Source organism: Sulfurimonas hongkongensis (assembly GCF_000445475.1).
Lineage (GTDB): Bacteria > Campylobacterota > Campylobacteria > Campylobacterales > Sulfurimonadaceae > Sulfurimonas > Sulfurimonas hongkongensis.
Window position 1 is genome coordinate 118,626 of record NZ_AUPZ01000007.1, and the last position, 20,524, is coordinate 139,149.

The 20,524-nt window shown below is 36.0% G+C and carries 21 protein-coding genes; 17 read left to right on the forward strand and 4 right to left on the reverse strand.

Going from position 1 to position 20,524, the window contains the following annotated elements:
* Positions 1 to 3 precede the first annotated feature (3 nt).
* The 16 genes from M947_RS17825 to M947_RS17895 all read left to right on the forward strand — a co-directional run bounded on the left by M947_RS17825 (position 4) and on the right by M947_RS17895 (position 16,068).
* The gene (locus M947_RS17825; RefSeq protein WP_021287457.1) at positions 4 to 2,358 is read left to right on the forward strand and encodes a PD-(D/E)XK nuclease family protein; all 2,355 of its coding nucleotides are present in this window, start codon (positions 4 to 6) and stop codon (positions 2,356 to 2,358) included.
* A gap of 71 nt (positions 2,359 to 2,429) precedes the next feature.
* Positions 2,430 to 5,162 (forward strand): RecB-like helicase, encoded by a 2,733-nt coding sequence (locus M947_RS17830; RefSeq protein WP_021287458.1) that lies wholly within the window; start codon positions 2,430 to 2,432, stop codon positions 5,160 to 5,162.
* Positions 5,163 to 5,245: 83 nt separating this feature from the next.
* Positions 5,246 to 5,413, forward strand: coding sequence for a rubredoxin (rd, locus tag M947_RS23370; protein WP_021287459.1), 168 nt, complete (start codon positions 5,246 to 5,248; stop codon positions 5,411 to 5,413).
* A gap of 3 nt (positions 5,414 to 5,416) precedes the next feature.
* Complete coding sequence (locus M947_RS17835; protein WP_281166950.1) at positions 5,417 to 6,025, forward strand: LysE family translocator; 609 nt, start codon at positions 5,417 to 5,419, stop codon at positions 6,023 to 6,025.
* A gap of 156 nt (positions 6,026 to 6,181) precedes the next feature.
* A complete protein-coding gene (rplM, locus tag M947_RS17840) occupies positions 6,182 to 6,604 on the forward strand; it encodes a 50S ribosomal protein L13 (protein WP_021287461.1) in 423 nt (140 codons plus the stop codon).
* 10 nt (positions 6,605 to 6,614) lie between these two features.
* Complete coding sequence (rpsI, locus tag M947_RS17845; protein WP_021287462.1) at positions 6,615 to 7,004, forward strand: 30S ribosomal protein S9; 390 nt, start codon at positions 6,615 to 6,617, stop codon at positions 7,002 to 7,004.
* Positions 7,005 to 7,120: 116 nt separating this feature from the next.
* Positions 7,121 to 8,509 (forward strand): YdgA family protein, encoded by a 1,389-nt coding sequence (locus M947_RS17850; protein ID WP_021287463.1) that lies wholly within the window; start codon positions 7,121 to 7,123, stop codon positions 8,507 to 8,509.
* 4 nt (positions 8,510 to 8,513) lie between these two features.
* Positions 8,514 to 10,013, forward strand: coding sequence for a peptide-binding protein (locus tag M947_RS17855; protein ID WP_021287464.1), 1,500 nt, complete (start codon positions 8,514 to 8,516; stop codon positions 10,011 to 10,013).
* Positions 10,010 to 10,642, forward strand: a complete 633-nt coding sequence (locus M947_RS17860) for an HAD family hydrolase (RefSeq protein WP_021287465.1) — start codon at positions 10,010 to 10,012, stop codon at positions 10,640 to 10,642. The genes M947_RS17855 and M947_RS17860 overlap by 4 nt, the downstream gene beginning before the upstream one ends.
* Before the next feature lie 126 nt (positions 10,643 to 10,768).
* The gene (locus M947_RS17865) at positions 10,769 to 11,326 is read left to right on the forward strand and encodes a pyruvate flavodoxin oxidoreductase subunit gamma (protein WP_021287466.1); all 558 of its coding nucleotides are present in this window, start codon (positions 10,769 to 10,771) and stop codon (positions 11,324 to 11,326) included.
* 10 nt (positions 11,327 to 11,336) lie between these two features.
* Positions 11,337 to 11,729 carry a 4Fe-4S dicluster-binding protein gene (locus M947_RS17870; protein WP_021287467.1) on the forward strand — a complete coding sequence of 131 codons (393 nt, stop codon included), beginning with the start codon at positions 11,337 to 11,339 and terminating at the stop codon, positions 11,727 to 11,729.
* 2 nt (positions 11,730 to 11,731) lie between these two features.
* A complete protein-coding gene (locus M947_RS17875) occupies positions 11,732 to 12,955 on the forward strand; it encodes a 2-oxoacid:ferredoxin oxidoreductase subunit alpha (RefSeq protein ID WP_021287468.1) in 1,224 nt (407 codons plus the stop codon).
* A gap of 9 nt (positions 12,956 to 12,964) precedes the next feature.
* On the forward strand, positions 12,965 to 13,921 hold the full coding sequence (locus tag M947_RS17880; RefSeq protein WP_021287469.1) for a thiamine pyrophosphate-dependent enzyme: 957 nt from the start codon (positions 12,965 to 12,967) through the stop codon (positions 13,919 to 13,921).
* 567 nt (positions 13,922 to 14,488) lie between these two features.
* The gene (gene luxS / locus M947_RS17885) at positions 14,489 to 14,995 is read left to right on the forward strand and encodes an S-ribosylhomocysteine lyase (RefSeq protein WP_021287470.1); all 507 of its coding nucleotides are present in this window, start codon (positions 14,489 to 14,491) and stop codon (positions 14,993 to 14,995) included.
* On the forward strand, positions 14,996 to 15,298 hold the full coding sequence (locus M947_RS17890) for a hypothetical protein (protein ID WP_021287471.1): 303 nt from the start codon (positions 14,996 to 14,998) through the stop codon (positions 15,296 to 15,298).
* A gap of 14 nt (positions 15,299 to 15,312) precedes the next feature.
* Positions 15,313 to 16,068, forward strand: a complete 756-nt coding sequence (locus M947_RS17895; protein WP_021287472.1) for a tRNA (5-methylaminomethyl-2-thiouridine)(34)-methyltransferase MnmD — start codon at positions 15,313 to 15,315, stop codon at positions 16,066 to 16,068.
* Between the two features lie 2 nt (positions 16,069 to 16,070).
* On the opposite strand, the gene M947_RS17900 is transcribed toward M947_RS17895, so the two are convergent.
* The 4 genes from M947_RS17900 to M947_RS17915 all read right to left on the reverse strand — a co-directional run bounded on the left by M947_RS17900 (position 16,071) and on the right by M947_RS17915 (position 18,252).
* Positions 16,071 to 16,592 (reverse strand): YtfJ family protein, encoded by a 522-nt coding sequence (locus M947_RS17900; RefSeq protein ID WP_021287473.1) that lies wholly within the window; start codon positions 16,590 to 16,592, stop codon positions 16,071 to 16,073.
* Positions 16,593 to 16,725: 133 nt separating this feature from the next.
* On the reverse strand, positions 16,726 to 17,346 hold the full coding sequence (ribE, locus tag M947_RS17905) for a riboflavin synthase (protein ID WP_021287474.1): 621 nt from the start codon (positions 17,344 to 17,346) through the stop codon (positions 16,726 to 16,728).
* A gap of 19 nt (positions 17,347 to 17,365) precedes the next feature.
* Positions 17,366 to 18,052: a tetratricopeptide repeat protein gene (locus M947_RS17910; RefSeq protein ID WP_021287475.1), complete on the reverse strand. Its 687-nt coding sequence runs from the start codon at positions 18,050 to 18,052 to the stop codon at positions 17,366 to 17,368.
* Positions 18,049 to 18,252 carry a hypothetical protein gene (locus M947_RS17915; protein WP_021287476.1) on the reverse strand — a complete coding sequence of 68 codons (204 nt, stop codon included), beginning with the start codon at positions 18,250 to 18,252 and terminating at the stop codon, positions 18,049 to 18,051. The genes M947_RS17910 and M947_RS17915 overlap by 4 nt, the downstream gene beginning before the upstream one ends.
* 98 nt (positions 18,253 to 18,350) lie before the next feature.
* On the opposite strand from M947_RS17915, the gene mnmG reads away from it, so the two are divergent.
* Positions 18,351 to 20,264, forward strand: a complete 1,914-nt coding sequence (mnmG, locus tag M947_RS17920) for a tRNA uridine-5-carboxymethylaminomethyl(34) synthesis enzyme MnmG (protein WP_021287477.1) — start codon at positions 18,351 to 18,353, stop codon at positions 20,262 to 20,264.
* The last annotated feature ends 260 nt before the right edge of the window (positions 20,265 to 20,524 follow it).

Below are 20,524 nucleotides of genomic sequence, written 5' to 3' on the forward strand. Positions count from 1 at the left end.
TCTATGCATAACAAAACAATTATTCTCCCAACAGCTCGTGCCATTCGCCACGAGTTACTTCAAATAGAAGATCAAACACTTTTTTTACCAAACTATATAAGCATGAGCGAATTTCTTTCAAAACTTTGTATCGTAAAAGATATGAAGATGGTAGATGAGGATAGCAGGGTTTTGCTTCTTTTAGAGGCATCAAACTTTAGCTCATTTTTCGCACTTCGCATAGAGAGAAACTTCTTTACCTTTACAAAAAACTCTTCATATATTTTTAAATTTTTTCAAGAGCTTAGTGCTGAGATGTATGATATAAATGAGCTTGATACCTCAGATGTTTACGCAGAGTATGAAGAGCACATTAGTATACTCCAAGAGTTGTATAGACGTTATGAAAAGCTCTGCTTAGAGCGAGGTATATTGGACAAAATATTTTTGCCAAAGCTTTATGAGTTTAACAGTTCTTATGCAAAAGAGCACAAAGATATAGAGCTAAGAGCGGTAGGTCATATAACTAATTTTGAGTTTGAACTACTGCTTAAATGCTGTGAGTATTCAAACATCAAGATCATTTTTGATGCAACGAAGTTTAACTCTAAGATGCAAGATAGATTAGGCACAATCACAAAAATAGAGTTTGAGATAGGATATAGATATAAAATCTCACTAAATACTAAAGAGATAGTAGAAAAAGAAGCCATCAAACAAAACAAAAATATAGATTGCGAGTCTTTTTCGCAAAGTTTATTGCAAGTGGCATTTGCAAAGAAAAAAGTATATGACTTTATCCAAAAAGGTTACGAGGCAAAAAATATTGCTATCGTTTTGCCAGATGAGAGTATGGCGAAGCACTTAAGAGATTTTGATAAGCTAGGTAACCTTAACTTTGCCATGGGAGAGCCATTTAGCACATCACTAATATACCAAAAGATAAATGCCTCATGTATGGCGATAGAAAATCCATCAGAGGAGAACAAGGCAAGGCTTCAAAGAGTTGGCGATGAGATATATAAAGAGCTCTTTAGCCTCTACTATAAAAAAACTCCTGAAATAGATGCTACTAAACTTCTGAACTTTTTTTTAGAGTTGTGCGAAGTTACATGTGAACAAAAAAAGATATATAATGAGCAGGTATATCTGCTAAAAAACATACTTCCAAGCATGAGGGATATGAGCGTCAAATCTTTGATATCCATGTTTTTACAAAGACTAAACAGCACAGCTCTTGATGATGTAAGAGGTGGAGAAGTTACTGTAATGGGGTTACTAGAGACTAGAGCCATTAGTTTTGACGCGGTTGTTATACTTGATTTTAGTGACGCAAATGTTCCAAAGAGAAGCGATAAAGACATGTTTTTAAACACAAACATAAGAGAGATGGCAGGCTTGCCAACTATGAGTGACAGAGAAAATCTGCAAAAATACTACTACGAGATGCTTATAAACTCAGCAAATGAGGTAGCCATCTGTTATGTAAACTCACAAGAGAGCTCACCATCAAGATTTTTAAAGTATCTTGGTATCAAAGAGCAAAATAGACAGACAGAACAAGACTATGCAGAGATACTCTTTTGTGAGCCTAGAGAGCAAATCGTGCCAAAAGAGGATGAGATAAAATTTGCTTACAGTTTTAAGGATGTAATACTCTCAGCCACAAAACTAAAAATATTTCTAACCTGTAAAAGAAGATATTACTACAAATATATAAAAGAGATTAGAAACCATGAGATCCCAAAAGATATGCCAGCTGAGCATGAGATAGGAACAGCTGTTCATGAAGCTCTAAAAAATCTATATACAAAAAAAAGCTCTTACACAGATTTAGAAGAGTTAAAAAAAGATTTGCACAAAGAGTTAGATGCAGTTCGTGGAAAAAGTGAGCTAGATAAGTATCTCATCGAGATGCAAAAGAGAAGATTAGAGACATTTTGTGCTTTTGAGATAGAGAGATTTAGTGATGGATATAGAGTCTTTGTTTGTGAGAAAGAGTTAAAAACTACATATGCTGGTATGAAGCTTATGGGAACTATAGACAGGATAGATATTAAAGACAACACCTTAGAAGTACTTGACTATAAAACAGGTTCATATCCTACATTTACAGCAAAAAACTTTAGCGAGGCAACTGACTTTCAACTAGAATTTTACTATCTTTTAGCTTCACAGCTAAAAGAAGTCAGCTCCTGCGGATATTATGATTTAAAAGAGGCAAAGATAGTAAAGGAGAGTTTTTTACAAGAGAAGTTAGAGATTTTAGCTTCACATATAAAAGATTTGCTAATGATAGAAGAGATAAACTTTGAGCTGTGCGAAGATGTAAAGCATTGCCAATATTGCGAATATAAAATCATGTGCGGTAGAGAGTGAATCGTAAGCTTCCCCGGAAGTGAGGCTTCAGCCTCGCCCTGAGTGATAAAAAAACAAAAGAGGCAGTAAATATGTTTAAGCAAAACCTAGCCTATGAGGCGAGCGCTGGAAGTGGTAAGACTTTTATGCTTGTAGTTCGTTATCTCTCTTTGCTTTTTTTAGGTGCCGCTCCTTCAAAAATCTTAGCACTCACTTTTACAAATAAAGCAGCTTTCGAGATGCAAGAGAGGATAGTACAAACCTTAGAAGAGCTAGAGAGTAGGGGCGAGTTAGATGAGATAGCAAGAGTTACAGGCTTAAGAAATGAAGAGCTACTAAAAAACAGAGATGAGATTTTAGAGAAGTTTTTAAACTCAAACTCTAAAATTATGACTATAGATAAGTTTTTCTCACACATCTTACGCAAGTTTTCGCTCTACGCAGCACTCATGCCAGACTTTACAACTACGGGCTCTCAACACGAGTTAAAGCTACTCTCACGCTTTTTAAAAGAGGTAGATGTTGCTAGAAAAAAAGATACGCTCATCACACTCTCACTTCAATCAAACAAGAGACTCACAGATATTTTTACACTTTTAGATGAGTTTTATATTAAGCAACAAGAACTCTCTCACCTAGAGTTTAAAAAACAAGATTTTTTACACTACGAAGATGTAGCTATGAGTCATTTAGAGAGCCTAAGAGAGATAGTGAGTAGATGCAAAGATGCTTCAAACACAGTTATAAACTCAGTAGATGCAAAGAGTTATGAGGAGCTACTAAAGAAGAGTTGGCTAGGTCGTGAGAGTCTTGAATATAGAACATTTTCAAAGTGTTTTACACCAGAGATGGATGTACATCTAAGAGAGATTCAAGAAGCTATAAAAGCACATACAAGAGCAAAAGAGCAGAACTTCTTTTACTCTTTAAGTGAACTTACACATATTTACGAAAAAGCGAAAAAAGCACTCTATATAGAAGATAGCGAGCTTGGTTTCAATGATGTCACAATCTTAGTTTATAAGATTTTAAAAGAGCAAATTGATAGTGAGTTTTTGTACTTTAGACTAGATGCAAACATAGAGCATATTCTTTTAGATGAGTTTCAAGATACTAGCATCTTACAGTATGAGATACTAAAACCACTTATTGGCGAGATAGTCTCAGGTAGCGGAGTAAAAGAAGATGCGAGCTTCTTTTTTGTAGGAGATGTTAAGCAGTCCATCTATAGATTTCGCGGTGGTGTGAGTGCTCTCTTTGGAGAGGTTGTGCGTGAGTGCCATACAGAGGTTGAACCACTTCTTACAAACTACAGATCTCAAAAAAATATCATAGAGTTTGTAAATGAGACATTTAAAGACAAGATAAAAAATTATGCCCCGCAAAAGACAAGACAAGACGCTGATGGCGGATATGTCGAAGTAAGAGAGAGAGAAGATATCTTAGATGCCACACTTGCTAAAACAAAAGAGCTAATATCTCTAAGAGGCGATATAAACGAGATAGCTATACTCTGTGCCACCAATGGTGATGGTGAAGTTATAAAGGAGCTTTTAGAAGAGCAAGATATAGAAGTAGTCACAGAGACTACAACAAAACTTATAAATCAAAGAAGTGTAAAAGCGGTTTTGGAGTACTTAAAGTATCTCTATTTTGAGCAAGATATCTATAGACACAACTTTTTTGCTCTTATCCAAAGAGATGCACAGAGTATCGCAAAAATAGATCTGAAAAAAACAAAACTATCGCAACTTATAAAAGGCGCTATAGATAAGTACAGACTATTTAGTGATGACTTTCACCTTATCCGCTTTATGGATACCATCAGCGCTTATGATGATATAGAGGCTTTGCTCTTTGAGTATGAGAGACTTGACATCAGTGCAGCGGCATCTGATATAAGTGGAGTAAGAGTCTTAACCATCCACAAGTCAAAAGGACTAGAGTACGAACATGTCATAGTTATGGATAGACTCAAAAAAGCACCACCTGCAAGAGAGCAAATAGTTTATGAGTATGATGGCATCAAGCTAAGAGATGTCTACCTAAGAGTAAAGGCTCGAGATGAGTTAGATGCAAAATATGCCGAGGCACTAGCAAAAGAGAAAACCTTAGTAAAAGAAGACAGTCTAAATGCTCTATATGTCGCTTTTACAAGGGCAAAGGAGAGTCTTTGCGTTATATCAAAACTAAAAGATTCTAGCTTTGAAATCTTAGAGTTAAAAGCACAAACTTTAGGGCAAGAGCCAGGCGTAAATGTGTTACAAAAAAGAGATGAGCAGACAAGCCAAATGGCTTATGAGTTTGACTTCAAAGAGCAATATTATGGAACTCAAAGCGATATTTTAAAACCAGAAGAGACGCTAGAGGAGGACTTAAAAGCCATCAATTTTGGTATAGCACTTCACTATATGCTTGAGATGATGGCAGATTTTTCACTGAGCAGTATAGCGGATGCAAAAGATATGATGCTAAACAAATATGGTTATACACTGGAAGTAGATGAGATAAAAGAGATAGAGAGTAGGGTAGTAAAGCTTATTCAAAGTGAAGAGTTTACCTCACAACTCGGCGGTGAAATCTACAAAGAACAAGCTATCCGCTATAAAAACAATCTTCGCTATATAGACCTGCTTATAAAACAAAAAGATGAGAGCTATACGGTTATAGATTACAAAACAAGCCAAAGTTATACACAAAACCATAAAACTCAAGTAAAGTTCTATATGGAAGCTATAAAAGAGATAACAAAGCGAAAAGTAAAGGGGTATATAGTTTACTTGCTAGATGCAAGTTTGGATGCAGTGCTTGTAGAGGTTAGTTAAAAAAGAGTACTTTGTATTTTTAACCCTCATTGCATATTTATAACAAATGCTATATAATCTTAAAATTAGAAAAGGAGAATGCAATGAAAAAATATATTTGCGATGTTTGTGGGTGGATTTACGATCCAGCAGTTGGTGATCCTGATGGGGACGTAGCTCCGGGGACTGCATTTGAAGATATTCCTGATGATTGGGTTTGTCCAGAGTGTGGGGTGTCAAAAGAGGATTTCTCTCCTTATGATGGAGACTAACTGATACTATCTTTCTTTGAAGGATTTTTACTCGGACTTGGTGCTGCAGTTCCACTAGGTCCGATCAACATTCTTATAATGAATGAAGCTATAAAAGAGTACAAGAGTGCTGTAATGATAGGTCTTGGAGCTATGAGTTCTGATGTTATATATCTCTTTTTAATCATGCTTGGACTCGTGGCTTTTTTCAATCAGTATTATGTACTAAACTCTCTCTCTTTTTTTGGAGCTATTTTTCTAATCTATCTAGCTTATGCTATTTTTAAAAGTAGAAATGAGAGGCAAAAAACTAGTAGTATTTATAAAAAAAGCAGTTACTCAAAACTCTATATAAAAGGGTTGACTCTAACCTTTGTAAACCCATACAGCATAGGTTTTTGGTTAAGTGTTTCAGGTTTTGTAGCATCAAAAGAGCTAGAGATGTTTGTCACTCTCTTTGGAATGCTTAGTGCAATAGCACTTTGGATAATCATCATGCCATATCTGGTTCACAAGAGTAAACATAGGATATCATCAAGAGTCTCTTACTGGATTAACATTGTCTCAGCAGTGATTTTGTTGGGTTTTGGACTGACAATGTTTCTTAATCTTTTCTCGCAAATGGAGTTTTAACCTTTCTCTGGCTCCTACGCTCTGCGTGGGAACTAGGGAAAGCTTTACCCACTTTAAAGTCACACTTTTAGAAGCTTAAAATAACCATAAATTAAGTAATCTTTAAGTTTATATGGTTATACTTCCGCATTAAAATAAACGAAAGGTTCTAAGGTCATGAAATTTACAAAAATTGCAACTCCTGAACAAATCGATCAAAAATGGATTTTGATTGATGCAGATGGTAAAACTTTCGGTCGTATGATTACAGAAGTAGCTACTATACTTCGCGGTAAAAATAAACCTTGTTATACTCCAAATATTGATTGTGGTGACTTCGTAGTTATCATTAACGCTTCTAAAGCTAAGTTTAATGGACTTGGTAAAGTGGCAAACAAAGAGTACTTTTCACATTCTGGTTACTTCGGTAGCACAAAGAGCGTTAAAATGACTGAGCTTTTAGAAAAAAATCCAGAGAAACTATACAAACTAGCTACTCGCGGTATGCTTCCTAAAACTAAGCTTGGTGCTAAAATGCTTAAAAAATTAAAAATTTATGCAGGTGATACTCATCCACACACTGCACAAATAGCAAAGTAAGGACAAGTAGATGGCAAAAATTTATGCAACAGGACGCCGTAAAGCGTCAATCGCAAAAGTATGGTTAACTCCAGGAACAGGCAACATCACTATCAATGGCCTTTCACTAGATGCATGGCTTGGTGGACTTGAAGCTAAGAAACTTCGTGTTAAACAACCACTTGCTCTATCAAAGCAAGAGAGTTCAGTTGATATCACTGCTACTACTTTAGGTGGTGGTTTTGGTGGTCAAGCAGATGCACTTCGTCACGCTATATCTCGTGCCTTGGTCTCTTTTGATCCAGCGATAAAAGCTATATTAAAACCAGCTGGCATGATGACTCGTGATGCAAGAGTTGTTGAGCGTAAGAAACCAGGTAAGCGTAAAGCTCGTCGTTCTCGCCAATTCTCTAAGCGTTAATCACTTTTTGCAAAGCAGAGGCAATTGCCTCGCTTTCTCACAATCTACAAACTTACTACTCACTAACAATTAATCATAGTTTATATATAATACACCAACGTTTAAAAAGGTAAATTATGAAAAAGTTTCTTATCATATTATTTATAATTGTTGGGGTGGTAGCTCTTCTTCCCATCATCGGCAACAGCGTGGCACAAAAAGCGCTAAAAGAAAACGTCGATCTTTTTTGTGCAAATGGAGTCGAGATACAAAATGAAACTTCGTACTCTACTTATCTTAAAACAAAAAATCATTATGAATTCATACTAAGAGATGCGCCAAAGTTTGTAAAGTTTATAAACCAATATTCAGATGCACAGCTACCTCCTTATGTTGAAGCGGCTATTGGTGGTGTAACTATTGGCGTAGATATAGAGTATAGCAACTTTCCCATAAGCTCCAAAATAGTTCTTGATATCTACCCTATAACACTTCCAAAAGAGTTAGAGCAAGAGTTAAAACAACAGAGCTTAAACTTTTATAACTATGTAGATAAACTTCTTCAAGCAAAAGGTGTGCTCTATCATATGAACTACTATACTTCTGAGGATATTTTTGATGGCTTTATTAAAGATATAGATGAAAAGTATGTTTTTGACAATGGCAATGAGATGATATTTAAACTGCTACATGCCACCTACTATGGAGAGGGTCCCATCATTGCTCCAAAGAATCTTCATACCAATATTGCAGAGATTGCTATAAATGTTATCGAGAAAGAGAGTGATGAGACAATTATCTTTAGAGCAAAAGATTTAAAATCAGCGTCAACATTTGAGTCACAAAGCACATATGCATCTAGCGCATCTCTAAAGAGTTTTTCATTTCTTTTAAAAGAGCAGCAAAAGAAAAAATTAGGTGCATCTCTAGACGATTTCAAAGTAAATATTTCATCAAATGTTCAAGCAAGTGCTGGAGAATTTTACACAAAGATGTCACTCAAAGAGATGGAGATAAATACTAAAGATATACACAGCATCAAAGTGAGCGATATTAACTATGATATCTCCTTAGATGGTGTTGATAAAGACTCATTTGAAGAGTTTAGAGTTTTAACTTCACATGCAAATGTTACAAACTCACCAGATTATGAGCAAAAACTCCAAAAAATTGTTGTGAAACTGCTTTCAAAGGGTTTATCTTTGAGTATCCCTGACATGTCTATAAAAAAAGTTTTACTAGATAATAAAGAGTCTATAGATGGTTTTAATTTTATGGCGAGGATGACACTAAATGAGAACCCAAATCTGGAGCAAGACTTAAAGATGTCACCCAACAAGATACTTGAGAGTATAAATCTAGCATCAACCCTATCTCTCTCAAAAGTTCTTTTTACCTTTATAAACGAAAACGTACTATTGATGGGCTTAATAAGCCCATTTGCAAAAGAGGAAGAGGATAAGATGATTTTCAAAATCAAACTAAATGCTGGAGCCCTTAGCATTAACGACAGAGTGATAAACTAAAGATATGAAATTTTTACTATTTATTTTTTTATATATAAACATCTTAGCATCAACTTTGCAATTAGCAACATCAACAAATCCATCAAGACTAAACCCACTCCTTGCAACGGATTCTAGTTCATCAGAGATAGCATCTTTTTTGTTTAATGGGCTTGTAAAGTTTGATAAAGATGCCACGGCTATAGTTGGGGATTTAGCCGAAGAGTTTTATTTTATTGATGACACTACGCTTATCTTTAAACTAAGAAAAAATGTAAAGTGGCACGATGGAGAGAGCTTTAGTGCAAAAGATGTTATCTTTACCTATGAAATCCTTATATCTCCACAAGTAGTATCTCCTTATAGCTCAGATTTTAGATTTGTAAAGAGTGTTGAGATGCTGGATGACTTTACGATTAGGGTAACTTATCATGAGCCCTACTTTAAAGCGTTGGAAGTGTGGATGATGGGGATACTTCCAGAACACATTTTAAGTGGTGAAGAAAACCTTATGAACTCAAAGTTCAACACCAATCCAATAGGCACAGGAGCATACAAGCTCCATCAACTAGAACACTCAAAAAACATTATACTTGTAGCCTTTGATGACTACTTTGAAGGAAGAGCGAAGATAGATAAGATCTCATTTAGCATTATAGGAGACCCAATGACACGCTTTTTGATGCTAAAGTCATCAGCTTTAGATGTGGGAAGTATAGAGCCTATGCAATTTGAGAGACAACTAAGCGAGGATTTTTTTGATAAGTTTAACATCTATGAAAATATTTCACGCTCCTATACTTATCTAGGGTTTAACTTAAGATTAGAGAAGTTTCAAGATGCAAGAGTTAGAGAGGCTCTCTCACTTGCCATCGATAGACAAGAGATAGTAGATATCTTGTTTTTTAGTCACGCTAAGGTTTGCACAGGTCCATTTTTGCCAAAGACCAAAGCTTTTAATCCAGATGTAAAAGCACCAAAGCCAGATATACAAAAAGCAAAAAAATTACTAAATGAAGCTGGATATGATGAAAATAATCCTTTTACATTTGAAATAGTCACATCAAATGCAAGTGCTATCAGACCATACGCAGCACAGATAATTCAACACCAACTAAAAAGAGCTGGAGTAGTAGTAAAACTTAGAGTGATGGAGTGGCAAGCCTTTTTAAACATGGTAGTATTTCCAAATAAATTTGATAGTGTCCTTTTAGGTTGGGGTTTATCTCCTACTCCTGATCCATATGTTTTTTGGCATAGTGATAATGATAGAAAAAGTGGCTTCAATCTAGCAGGATATAAAAATGAAAAACTTGATAAAATGATAGAAGCTTCACAAAGCATGGTAGATAGAGACAAATTAGCGAAGCTTTGGCAGGAGATGTTTGCCATAATAGTAAAAGACAATCCTTACCTGTTTTTGTACATACCAAATACTATAACCACAGTAAACAAAAATATAAAAAATATTGAGCCTGCTCCAAGTGGCATTTGGCACAACTATATAGAATGGGAGAAAAATTGATAATATTATTTGATCTTGATGGAACGCTTATAGACTCAACCGAAGCTATAGTAGAGAGTTTTCATCACTCTTTTAAAACGCACAATCATCCACATCCAAAAGATGAGCAAATTACAGCACTTATAGGTTATCCGCTAGATATAATGTTTGCTAAATTAGAAGTACAGCAGAACCGCATTTGGGACTTTGTGGATACTTATAGAGAGAATTATAGAAAGATATCTACTCAAAAAACCATACTTTTGCATAACGCTAGAGAAGCAGTGCTTCAAGCAAGAGAGTTTGCAACTCTAGGTATAGTTACAACTAAAACAGGAAGATACTCTAAGGTTCTGATGGAGCATTTTGAGCTGATGCACCACTTTGAAGTACTCATAGGTCGTGAAGATGTAGAACGTCCAAAACCAGATGCCCAGCCTATCTTAAAAGCACTTGAAGCACTTGCGAAAAATGATGAAGATGTTTGGATGATAGGCGATACAAAGTTAGACCTCATAAGTGCAAAATCTGCAAAAGTAAACTCCATCGGCGTTTTGAGTGGCTATGATGCTTTTGACGCCCTAAAAGAGCATACAAATGTGATATTTAGTGATGTTTTAGAAGCAGTTGGGTATCTTAAAAATAAGTAAAATAGAGATATTTGTGCTAGTTATTAAAAAAGTAGATAGACTCAAGCTGTATTTAAGAGCAACTTCTCTAAAATACATACCAATAGAACTAAAAAATTCTTACTGCAATAAAAAGAAGGAGAACTTATGCTAGAAATTAGATGGCATAGTCGTGCTGGACAAGGCGCTGTAACGGGGGCAAAAGGTTTAGCAGATGTTATATCTACAACTGGTAAACATGTACAAGCTTTTGCATTTTATGGATCTGCAAAGCGTGGGGCAGCGATGACAGCTTATAATCGTGTTGATGATAAGATGATTATGAATCATGAAAAGTACATGAAACCAGACTTTGTATTTGTTATTGATCCCGCACTGACATTTACAACTGATGTTACTATAAATCATAAAGATAATACAAAATACATAATAACTACCCATCTAAGTAAAGAGGAGCTCGTAGCAGCTCAGCCTAAGTTGGAAGGTAAGGAAGTTTATACTGTTGATTGTATAACTATTGCAAATGAAACTATTGGTCGTCCTATCCCAAATACGCCAATGTTAGGTGCATTTATGAAAGTATCAGAGATGTATGAAATAGAATTTTTTAAAGATAGCATGAAAAGAATTCTTGACAAACTACCACAAAAGATCGTTGATGCAAATATGGTTGCAATTCAGCGTGCTTATGATGAAGTGAAATAAGGAGCTTATGATGGCAAAAAAAGGATGGGATGAATTTGAAATAGGGGCTATGCTTCGCTCATTTGATGGCAAGATTGACGATATTGCTGGAACAAGACAAGAAGATCGTGACTATTCAGAAAATAGCTCTTATACTGCTAGTGTTGCTGATTGGAGACTTATTAAGCCAATATTTAACAAAGATTACTGTATCGATTGTCAATTTTGCTGGGTTTACTGTCCAGATGTCTCAATAATTTCAAGAGATAAAAAAATGATAGGAATAGATATGGATCACTGTAAGGGCTGTGGAATCTGTGTTGAGGTTTGTCCGACAAACCCTAAATCACTACTAATGTTCCCAGAACAAGCAGATGAAGAGGCAGAGATAGCATCATGGCCTACAAAAGATGAGGAGAAATAGTAATGGCATTTGATAAAATGGAATTAAGAGATATCGAAGTATGGGATGGTAACTTTGCTGCTGCTCAAGCTTTAAGACAGTGTCAAATCGATGTGGTTGCAGCTTATCCAATTACTCCATCGACTCCAATCGTTGAAGGTTATGCAAAGTTTCTAGCAGACAACTATATAGAGGGTGAGTTTGTTATGGTTGAGTCTGAACATGCCGCAATGTCTGGCTGTATTGGCGCTGCTGCTGCTGGTGGTCGTGTGGCAACTGCTACATCTTCACAGGGTTTTGCTCTGATGGTTGAGACACTTTACCAAGCATCTGGCATGCGTCTTCCAATAGTTCTAAATGTAGTAAACCGTGCACTGGCTTCTCCGCTAAATGTAAATGGTGATCACTCTGATATGTACCTAGGTCGTGATAGCGGTTGGATTCAAATTGATGCTTATTGTCCTCAAGACGCTTATGACTTAAATTTTATAGCGTTTAGGGTTAGTGAAGACCACGATATAAGACTTCCTGCTATGGTTCATCAAGATGGATTTATGACTTCTCACACTGCTCAAGGCGTTACAACAATAAGTGATGACGCTGCTTACAACTTTGTTGGTGATTATAAACCAATGAATGATATGCTTGACTTTGAGCATCCTGTAACTCATGGCGTTCAAACAGAAGAAGACTGGCATTTTGAGCATAAAGCTCGCCAACATAACGACCTTATGACAAAAGTTTTACCAAAAATTGAAGAAGTATTTAAAGACTTTGAAAAACTATCAGGTCGCAGATACAACATCGTAGAAGAGTACGAAACAAAAGATGCAGATGTATGTGTAGTATGTCTTGGCTCTTCAGTTGAGACTGCTCGTGAAGTTGCAGGTGAAATGAGAGAAAAAGGCATAAAAGCTGGTGTTGTTGGCATCCGCGTTATAAGACCATTTCCTTTTGCACAAATAAGAGATGCACTAAAAGATATAAAAGCTATAGCTGCACTTGATAGATCATCTCCAAACGGTGCACCTGGAATGCTATTTAATGAAATTGCAGGCTCACTATTTAATACTGACACAAAAGCACTCCTCTCAGGATATGTTTATGGTTTAGGTGGTCGTGATTTAACTAAGGCACAATTAGTAGATCTCTTCACAGAGCTTCAGGCAAATGTTGATGCTGGTAAAGTAACAACTCCATTACAACAGTTTATCGGTGTTCGTGGACCGAAACTATCATATTTATAGGAGAATACTATGAGTGAAATGAAAAAAATAAAAAACTTAAAAGAGTTCTCAACATCAGCAGATCGCTTTGAGGGTGCTAACCTTTTATGCCCTGGTTGTGCACACTCTATTATCGTTCGTGAAGTTTTAAATGCAACGAATGATGACTTAGTTCTTTCAGCTTCAACAGGCTGTTTAGAAGTTTGTACGGCAGTTTATCCATATACATCTTGGGATGCTTCATGGATTCATATTGGTTTTGAAAATGGCTCTACAGCGGTAGCTGGAGCTGAGGCTATGTACAAGGCTCTTAAGAGAAAAGGCCGTCTAAAGCAACCAGAACGTAACCCTAAATTTGTATCTTTTGCAGGTGATGGTGCATCTTATGATATTGGTTTTCAGTGGATCTCTGGATGTATGGAGAGAGGTCACAATATGATGCATATCGTACTTGACAATGAAGTCTATGCAAACACAGGTGGACAAAGATCATCTTCAACTCCAATAGGTGCTAGTGCTACTACTTCACCTGCTGGTCGTGTAAGTTATGGTGAGAAAAGAAACAAAAAAGATATGGTCTCTATCATGGCATCACACCATATCCCATACTCTGCACAAGTCTCTCCAAACAAATGGAAAGATATGGTTAAAAAAATCCAACACGGTTTTGCAGTTGATGGTCCAGTATTTATAAATGCTGCATCACCATGTACGACAGAGTGGAAGTTTGATCCTAAAGATACTATGACTATAGCTGACTTAGCAACTGACTCACTAGTTTTCCCTCTATATGAGATCATAGATGGTAAAGAGTTAAACATCACATACAGACCTAAAAACATAGTTCCAGTAGAGGATTATCTAGCTGCACAAGGTCGTTTTAAGCACCTTTTTAAAGATGAGTATAAGTACTTAATCAAAGAGTGGCAAGAGCGTATCGACGATAACTGGGCTTATCTACAACGTCGCGAAGAAGCTAGAGTTTAAAAGATTCTAGCTTCACAGCATCTTGCACCCAACTCAGACACTCGGCGTACTAAAGTACGCATTCGGTCTGAGTTGGGCACAAGCTACAGTAAATCTAAAACTTTTATTTTAAAAATTTAGTAAAAAGAAAAATTCTATAAAATAGATAGAAGTAAGTACCGGAATACCAATAATAAAATCTTCAGTTTTCATCTGTTTTTCCTTTCAAATAAATTATCAATATTATGCATAATACATCTTTAATTTTCTATAAAAAATTGATTACTTTTCTCGTTTCATCCTCTCCTGAGGTGGAATGCATAACAACCACTCAAACCTATTCTACAACTTAATTAAGCAACTTCAATTCTATCTCGGAACCGCGAACTTGTTCGGGGCTAGATAAGCTTTGATGTAACAAAGCCCGAAACAAGTTCGCGGTTCCAAAACTATAACTTCACATATTTAAAATTTAATCTTACAACTTCAATGTTAATAAATCAAAATTTGATACAATTACTTCAACAATGCAACAAAATAAATGAAGCAACCCTTCATTTTATGAAATAAAATTAAGGATTATTAACTATGCCATTACTAGATTCATTTACAGTAGACCACACCATTATGCCAGCTCCAGCAGTTCGTAAGGCTAAAGGAATGAAAACTCCATCAGGGGATGATATTACAGTTTTTGACTTGCGTTTTGTAAAGCCAAATGAAGAGACACTCTCATCAGAGGGTATACATACATTAGAGCATCTTTTTGCAGGTTTTATGAGAGAGCATTTAAACTCAGATAAAACAGAGATTATAGATATATCTCCGATGGGATGCAGAACAGGTTTTTATATGAGCGTTATAGGACAGCCAGATGAGGAGATAGTTGTAAAAGCTTGGGAAGATTCTATGAGAGATGTTTTAGAAGTAAAAGAGCAAAAAGATATCCCAGAGTTAAATATTTATCAGTGCGGAACCTACAAGATGCACTCACTTAGTGATGCTAAAGATATAGCAAAAGCAGTTTTACGCAAAGATATAGATATCATGGACAATGATGCACTTGCACTTGACCTATCAAAGGTAGAGGGATAGATGTATATTCTCTTACCTATGAGTAGTGATGATGTAAGCACATCTTCACTAAGTAAGATTGATGATGCTAAAATTTGGACTCAGGTTTTAGTGGAAAATGGCCAGCTTTTAGAAGCAAATCACTCTAGCGATAGAGATGGCTTTTCAAGCCTTAGCGAGTGCGCAGTCGTCATAGATGACAATGAATACGTTTGGCCTTTTATGGAGCAAAATATGATGGTTTTAGTAGCTCATACTCAAAGAAATTTAGAAGAGATCATAGAAGCATATCTCTTTAAAGAACTTCATGAGCTAGCTTACTAAAAGAGCATGTCACTTTGATACACAATTTCAATAGCCCTCTCCACGATATCATTTTAAGTGATGATGGCACATTTACAGCTTACTCAAAAGAGTACGATGAACATTATCACTCTACTAAAGATGGAGCTTTAAATGAGTCTCTTTTAAAGCATGTTATTCCAACTATGAATATGATGCAAAATAGAGATGAAGTAAATATCTTAGATATCTGTTTTGGACTTGGTTTTAATACTCTTGCTTCGCTCTACTATCATAAGAAGCACTCTTTAAAGCAACGGTTAAATATCTACTCCCCAGAGCTAGATACAGGGCTAGTTGAGTCACTAAAAGATTTTGCCTACCCAGAGATTTTTGATGAGTTTAAACACATCATAGATGAACTTTTGGCAAATAAAATATATAGCGATAAGAATTTTCATATAGAGATATTTTTAGGAGATGCAAGAGAGTATATTAAGAGTTTTCAAAACAAGTTTGACATAGTCTATCAAGACGCTTTTTCACCAAAAGCCAATTATGCACTATGGACTGGGGAGTATTTTAGAGATATCTCATCTTCCATGAAAGCTGATGGCATCTTAAGCACATACTCAACAGCACTAGCAACAAGATTGGCACTATATGAAAATGGCTTTAATGTATATGTAAATAGACAAGAGAGCATAAGAAATTCAACGATTGCCTCCAAAGAAAATCTTAAAGATTTAGAGCTAGTAGATATGAAGCATAAAATCAAATGTAATCCTGATGCAAGACCTTTGAGAGATTAACATTATAAGTTTTCTTCTATTATATTAAAAGCTTTTTTTATATCATCTTCACTCATTTTCCCAGATTTGTAAAAGAGTAGTTTTGAATCTTTAGAAAAGATAAGTATGTTTGAAGCATCATCTTTTAATCCCCACTCTTTTACAAGGATACTTTTTTTATCTTTTACGTATATGGTATCAGGAAACTCTTCTTGTTTGCTCTTTAAAAGAGTTTCTATAATGAGGTTTGGTTTCCACGTCGCTGCGAGATTGACGATAGCGATATTTCCATAGTTGGATTTGTTGTATTTTTTCTCGTTTAACTTATTTGAAAAATGGACATTAGTATCTTTCTCATCAGGGTCTATGTAAAACATAACATATACTTTATTTTTAATTGTTGATGAGTCCCAGGCAGCACCACTACTGGCAAGACCTCCATTTTCTCCTTGAATAATTACATTTTTTGGAATTTCTTTTATAGTTACTGCCCATAAATTTATGGTAAAGATAGCTAAAAAGAGCAATAGTGCTTTTGTTGTCATGTGTTGCTCCACAGTTTTGGTTTAATATTAACTTATACTGCAATGTTTAATGCATACTTTGACGCTATTTTACAACCTAGAAGTGAATGAAAGATAGATGACTAAAAAAATTTAAATTTATGTGATAGAAATATTAATACATAGCAGATATAGAGTCTATATCGTTCCATGAAACGCTAGATTTAGTTTTTGTTTGATGTGAAATAATGTGTGAAACATATCTTGCAAACATATCGGTTTCAACATTTACTTTTGTTCCTCTATGATAGTTCTTAAAAAGGGTCTCTCTCATGGTTATGGGGATGATTGTGAGTCTAAAACTATTGGCTCCTACATCATTTACAGTCAAGCTCACTCCATCAATAGTTATAGAGCCTTTTGGCACGATGAAGGGTATAAACTCTTTGTCTATCTCTATAAAAACATCATAAGAGTTACCATTTTGTTTTATCTCTTTTATCTCTCCTATAGCATCTATATGACCCTGAACCACATGACCTTCAAATCTATCGCCCATCATCATAGCAGGCTCTATATGAACCTCATTTTTGTAATTTTCTGTAGCTAAAACTTTTTGTGACTCCTTTGAGAGTTCAACGCAAAAGCCATCAGGTAAAACTTCTACAACACTCAAGCAAGCTCCATTTATAGCGATGGAATCACCTAGTTTTGCTTTGTACTTTGAGGAGATACAAAGCTTCTCACCTGTAAAACTTTTAACTCTTGCTATCTCTCTTATGAGCCCTGTGAACATTTAGTTTTCCTTGTTTTTATCAAAAGACAATTTTGCCATCTTCTTGTAGGTTTTTTATAATCTCTTTAGCTTTTTCATGTCCCTTGTACGCCGCTTGTCTGCAAAGCTCTAATGCCTTATCGTGGTCTATCTCACATCCTATACCCTGATCATGAAGTTGTCCTAAGTTATAAAGTCCCTCAGCCAAACCACCCTCAGCTGCACGAGAAAAGCAGATAAAGCATCTTGCTTCATCTTGCACGACACCGTGACCATCTTTATAGAGTACGCCTAGATTGTTAAAAGATTCTAAATGTCCTCTTTTTGCTCCCTCTTCATACCAAAAAGCAGCCTCAGAAAAATTTTGCAAACAGCCAAGCCCACGCTCTAGCATCAAAGCTACTTCATACATTGCAGGAACAACTTCTCTTATGGCAGCTTGCATATAAAGGTCATGCGCCTTAAACTGGTCATGCTCTACTCCGCCTAAACCATTCATATATAAAAGTGCAAGGTTAAAAAAAGCCAAAGGATACTCTAACTCACTTGCACTCTCATAAAGCTCTAGCGCCTTTGCATCATCTTGTTCGCAGCCTTTTGCATTTTGGTACATATAACCTAAAGATGTTATCGCTTCAGCGTTGTTTTGCTGGGCTAATTCTTTGTATAGTTTTAGTGCTAAATCGTAGTTTTGAGTGTTGTAAGCTTCATGTGCTTTTTGTATCATGTTTTCTCATTTTCAGTTCGGATAGGATGTCTATAGACTCTTTTGTTGGCTTGTTTTTCTTTAAAATCTTTTAAAATTTTTTCTTTCGCACTTAGATGCTCATCTCTAATCTTATGCTCATCACATCCATCAATCTCTTCATCAAACTCCAAAATCTCAGGAACATAATCTTCAAACGTCCCTTTTGCATCTTTGCTCATTTTAAAATACCTTAAAGAATTCTATATATTAGTATGCAAATAATACTCAAAAATGCTAAAATTGCGCTTACGATGCAAAAGTGATAGGAAAAATTTTGATGAATTATGATGTAATAGTTATCGGCGGCGGACATGCTGGCATAGAAGCTGCACTAGTTAGTGCTAGAATGGGCAATAAAACTCTTATGATATCGATGTTAGCAGAAAATGTGGGAGCTACGAGCTGTAATCCTGCTATTGGTGGACTTGCAAAAGGGCACTTAGTTCGCGAGATAGATGCACTTGGTGGAGAGATGGGGCTCATCACAGATGAAGCGGGGATACAGTTTCGCATCTTAAACCACACAAAAGGTCCAGCAGTTCGAGGAACCAGAGCTCAGATAGATATGGATAGATATAAAATTATCGCTAGAAATGTAGTGCTTAACACTCCAAACTTGCACTTAACGCAAGAGACAGCAGACTCTTTAATAATAGGAAGTGAGGCTTTAGCCTCGCCAAAAGTAGAAGGCGTAAGAACTGATCTACTAAATGAGTATAGAGCTAAAAGAGTCATCGTAACCTCAGGAACATTTTTAAATGGAATTATTCACGTAGGTGAAATCCAAAAAAAAGGTGGGCGTTATGGAGAAGAGAGAAGTGAGAGTTTAAGTGCTTCTCTTAGAGATGATTGTGGCTTAAATATTTCACGTCTAAAAACAGGAACTTGCGCGAGAGTAGATAGCTCAACTATTGATTTTTCTGTTATGGAAGAACAAGGTGGTGACACTCTTCCAAGTCCTTTTAGTTTTCGTACTTCTAGAGATAAGTTTAGGGCCACAAAAAAACAACTTCCTTGCTTCATTGCTTATACAAATGAACAAACTCATGAAATAATCTCTTCAAATTTTTATAGAGCACCACTTTTTACCGGTCAAATAGCAGGAAAAAGTCCGAGATATTGCCCAAGCATAGAAGACAAAGTAAGTAAATTTGCAGATAAAGACAGGCATCATCTTTTTATAGAACCACAAACTATAGACAATACAGAGTGTTATATAAACGGCTTGTCAACTTCTCTTCCACCAGAAGTGCAACGTGAAATGATAAAGTCAGTAAAAGGACTTGAGAATGCAAAGATAGTTCGTTATGGATACGCTATAGAGTATGACTTTGTAGATCCAAGAGAACTAAAGCATTCGCTTGAGACTAAAAAAATATCAGGGCTCTATCTAGCTGGCCAGATTAACGGAACTACAGGTTATGAAGAAGCAGCAGCACAGGGCATTATGGCTGGCATCAACGCGTCCCTTTCATTGCAAGACAAAGAGGCACTTATTTTAAGACGAGATGAGGCTTATATTGGTGTTTTGATCGATGATTTAGTTACAAAAGGAACAAATGAGCCTTACCGTATGTTTACATCTCGTGCGGAGTATAGACTTCTACTGCGCGAGGAGTCAGCAGATACAAGACTTAGCCACTATGGACACGCTCTAGGGCTTTTAAGCGATGAGTTTTATGAGAGCGTTAAACTTAAAGATAAGCAGATAAAAGAGGGTGCTTTATTTTTAGAAAATACAAAATTTACTCCAAACAAAGAGTTTATAGCCTTTTTAGAGTCAATGGATGAAGCACCCATCAAAGACATAGCAACTGCTGCTCAACTCGTTGCAAGAAAGAGTTTTAATGTAGAGAAGATGCTAAAAATAGCTCCAGAGCTAGAAAAATATGATGACTACATAAAAGAAGAGATCTTTGTAGAAGCAAAATACGCAAGATATGTAGAAAAACAATCGCTTGAGATACAAAGAATGAAAAAGTATCTTAAAGTTGCTATCCCAGAGAGCTTTGACTTTAAGCGAGTAAGCGGACTCTCAAGCGAAATAATAGAAAAACTAGAAACTTACAATCCGCCAACCTTGCAAGCTGCGATGAACATAAGCGGAATAACTCCGGCAGCTATAGAGATACTGCATATCTATATAAGAATAGCAGCGAAAAATGAAAAAATGGTGTCTGAAAAAGTTTAAAGTCTTATGAGATTGCGGGTCAAGCCCGCAATGACAAAAATGTTTGGCTTTCAATGACAAAAATGTTTGGCTTTCAATGATGAAGAGGCGAGTCCACAATGACAGAAGTGTTGTTATTCTTAACTCCCACAACCTGTCATCCTGAACTTGATTCAGGATCTCTTGAGGGTTTAAAAAGTCACATAAACATTAAATCTCTGATGAGATCGCAGGTCAAGCCCGCAATGACGAAAAAAAGCACTAATACCAAAAAGAAGGAA

Excerpts from the sequence above, each read along its gene's own strand:
- M947_RS17825 (WP_021287457.1), top strand. The coding sequence starts at position 4 with ATGCATAACAAAACAATTATTCTCCCAACAGCTCGTGCCATTCGCCAC.
- M947_RS17830 (WP_021287458.1), top strand. The coding sequence starts at position 2,430 with ATGTTTAAGCAAAACCTAGCCTATGAGGCGAGCGCTGGAAGTGGTAAG.
- rd (WP_021287459.1), top strand. The coding sequence starts at position 5,246 with ATGAAAAAATATATTTGCGATGTTTGTGGGTGGATTTACGATCCAGCA.
- rplM (WP_021287461.1), top strand. The coding sequence starts at position 6,182 with ATGAAATTTACAAAAATTGCAACTCCTGAACAAATCGATCAAAAATGG.
- rpsI (WP_021287462.1), top strand. The coding sequence starts at position 6,615 with ATGGCAAAAATTTATGCAACAGGACGCCGTAAAGCGTCAATCGCAAAA.
- M947_RS17850 (WP_021287463.1), top strand. The coding sequence starts at position 7,121 with ATGAAAAAGTTTCTTATCATATTATTTATAATTGTTGGGGTGGTAGCT.
- M947_RS17855 (WP_021287464.1), top strand. The coding sequence starts at position 8,514 with ATGAAATTTTTACTATTTATTTTTTTATATATAAACATCTTAGCATCA.
- M947_RS17865 (WP_021287466.1), top strand. The coding sequence starts at position 10,769 with ATGCTAGAAATTAGATGGCATAGTCGTGCTGGACAAGGCGCTGTAACG.
- M947_RS17870 (WP_021287467.1), top strand. The coding sequence starts at position 11,337 with ATGGCAAAAAAAGGATGGGATGAATTTGAAATAGGGGCTATGCTTCGC.
- M947_RS17875 (WP_021287468.1), top strand. The coding sequence starts at position 11,732 with ATGGCATTTGATAAAATGGAATTAAGAGATATCGAAGTATGGGATGGT.
- M947_RS17880 (WP_021287469.1), top strand. The coding sequence starts at position 12,965 with ATGAGTGAAATGAAAAAAATAAAAAACTTAAAAGAGTTCTCAACATCA.
- luxS (WP_021287470.1), top strand. The coding sequence starts at position 14,489 with ATGCCATTACTAGATTCATTTACAGTAGACCACACCATTATGCCAGCT.
- M947_RS17890 (WP_021287471.1), top strand. The coding sequence starts at position 14,996 with ATGTATATTCTCTTACCTATGAGTAGTGATGATGTAAGCACATCTTCA.
- M947_RS17900 (WP_021287473.1), bottom strand. The coding sequence starts at position 16,592 with ATGACAACAAAAGCACTATTGCTCTTTTTAGCTATCTTTACCATAAAT.
- ribE (WP_021287474.1), bottom strand. The coding sequence starts at position 17,346 with ATGTTCACAGGGCTCATAAGAGAGATAGCAAGAGTTAAAAGTTTTACA.
- M947_RS17910 (WP_021287475.1), bottom strand. The coding sequence starts at position 18,052 with ATGATACAAAAAGCACATGAAGCTTACAACACTCAAAACTACGATTTA.
- M947_RS17915 (WP_021287476.1), bottom strand. The coding sequence starts at position 18,252 with ATGAGCAAAGATGCAAAAGGGACGTTTGAAGATTATGTTCCTGAGATT.
- mnmG (WP_021287477.1), top strand. The coding sequence starts at position 18,351 with ATGAATTATGATGTAATAGTTATCGGCGGCGGACATGCTGGCATAGAA.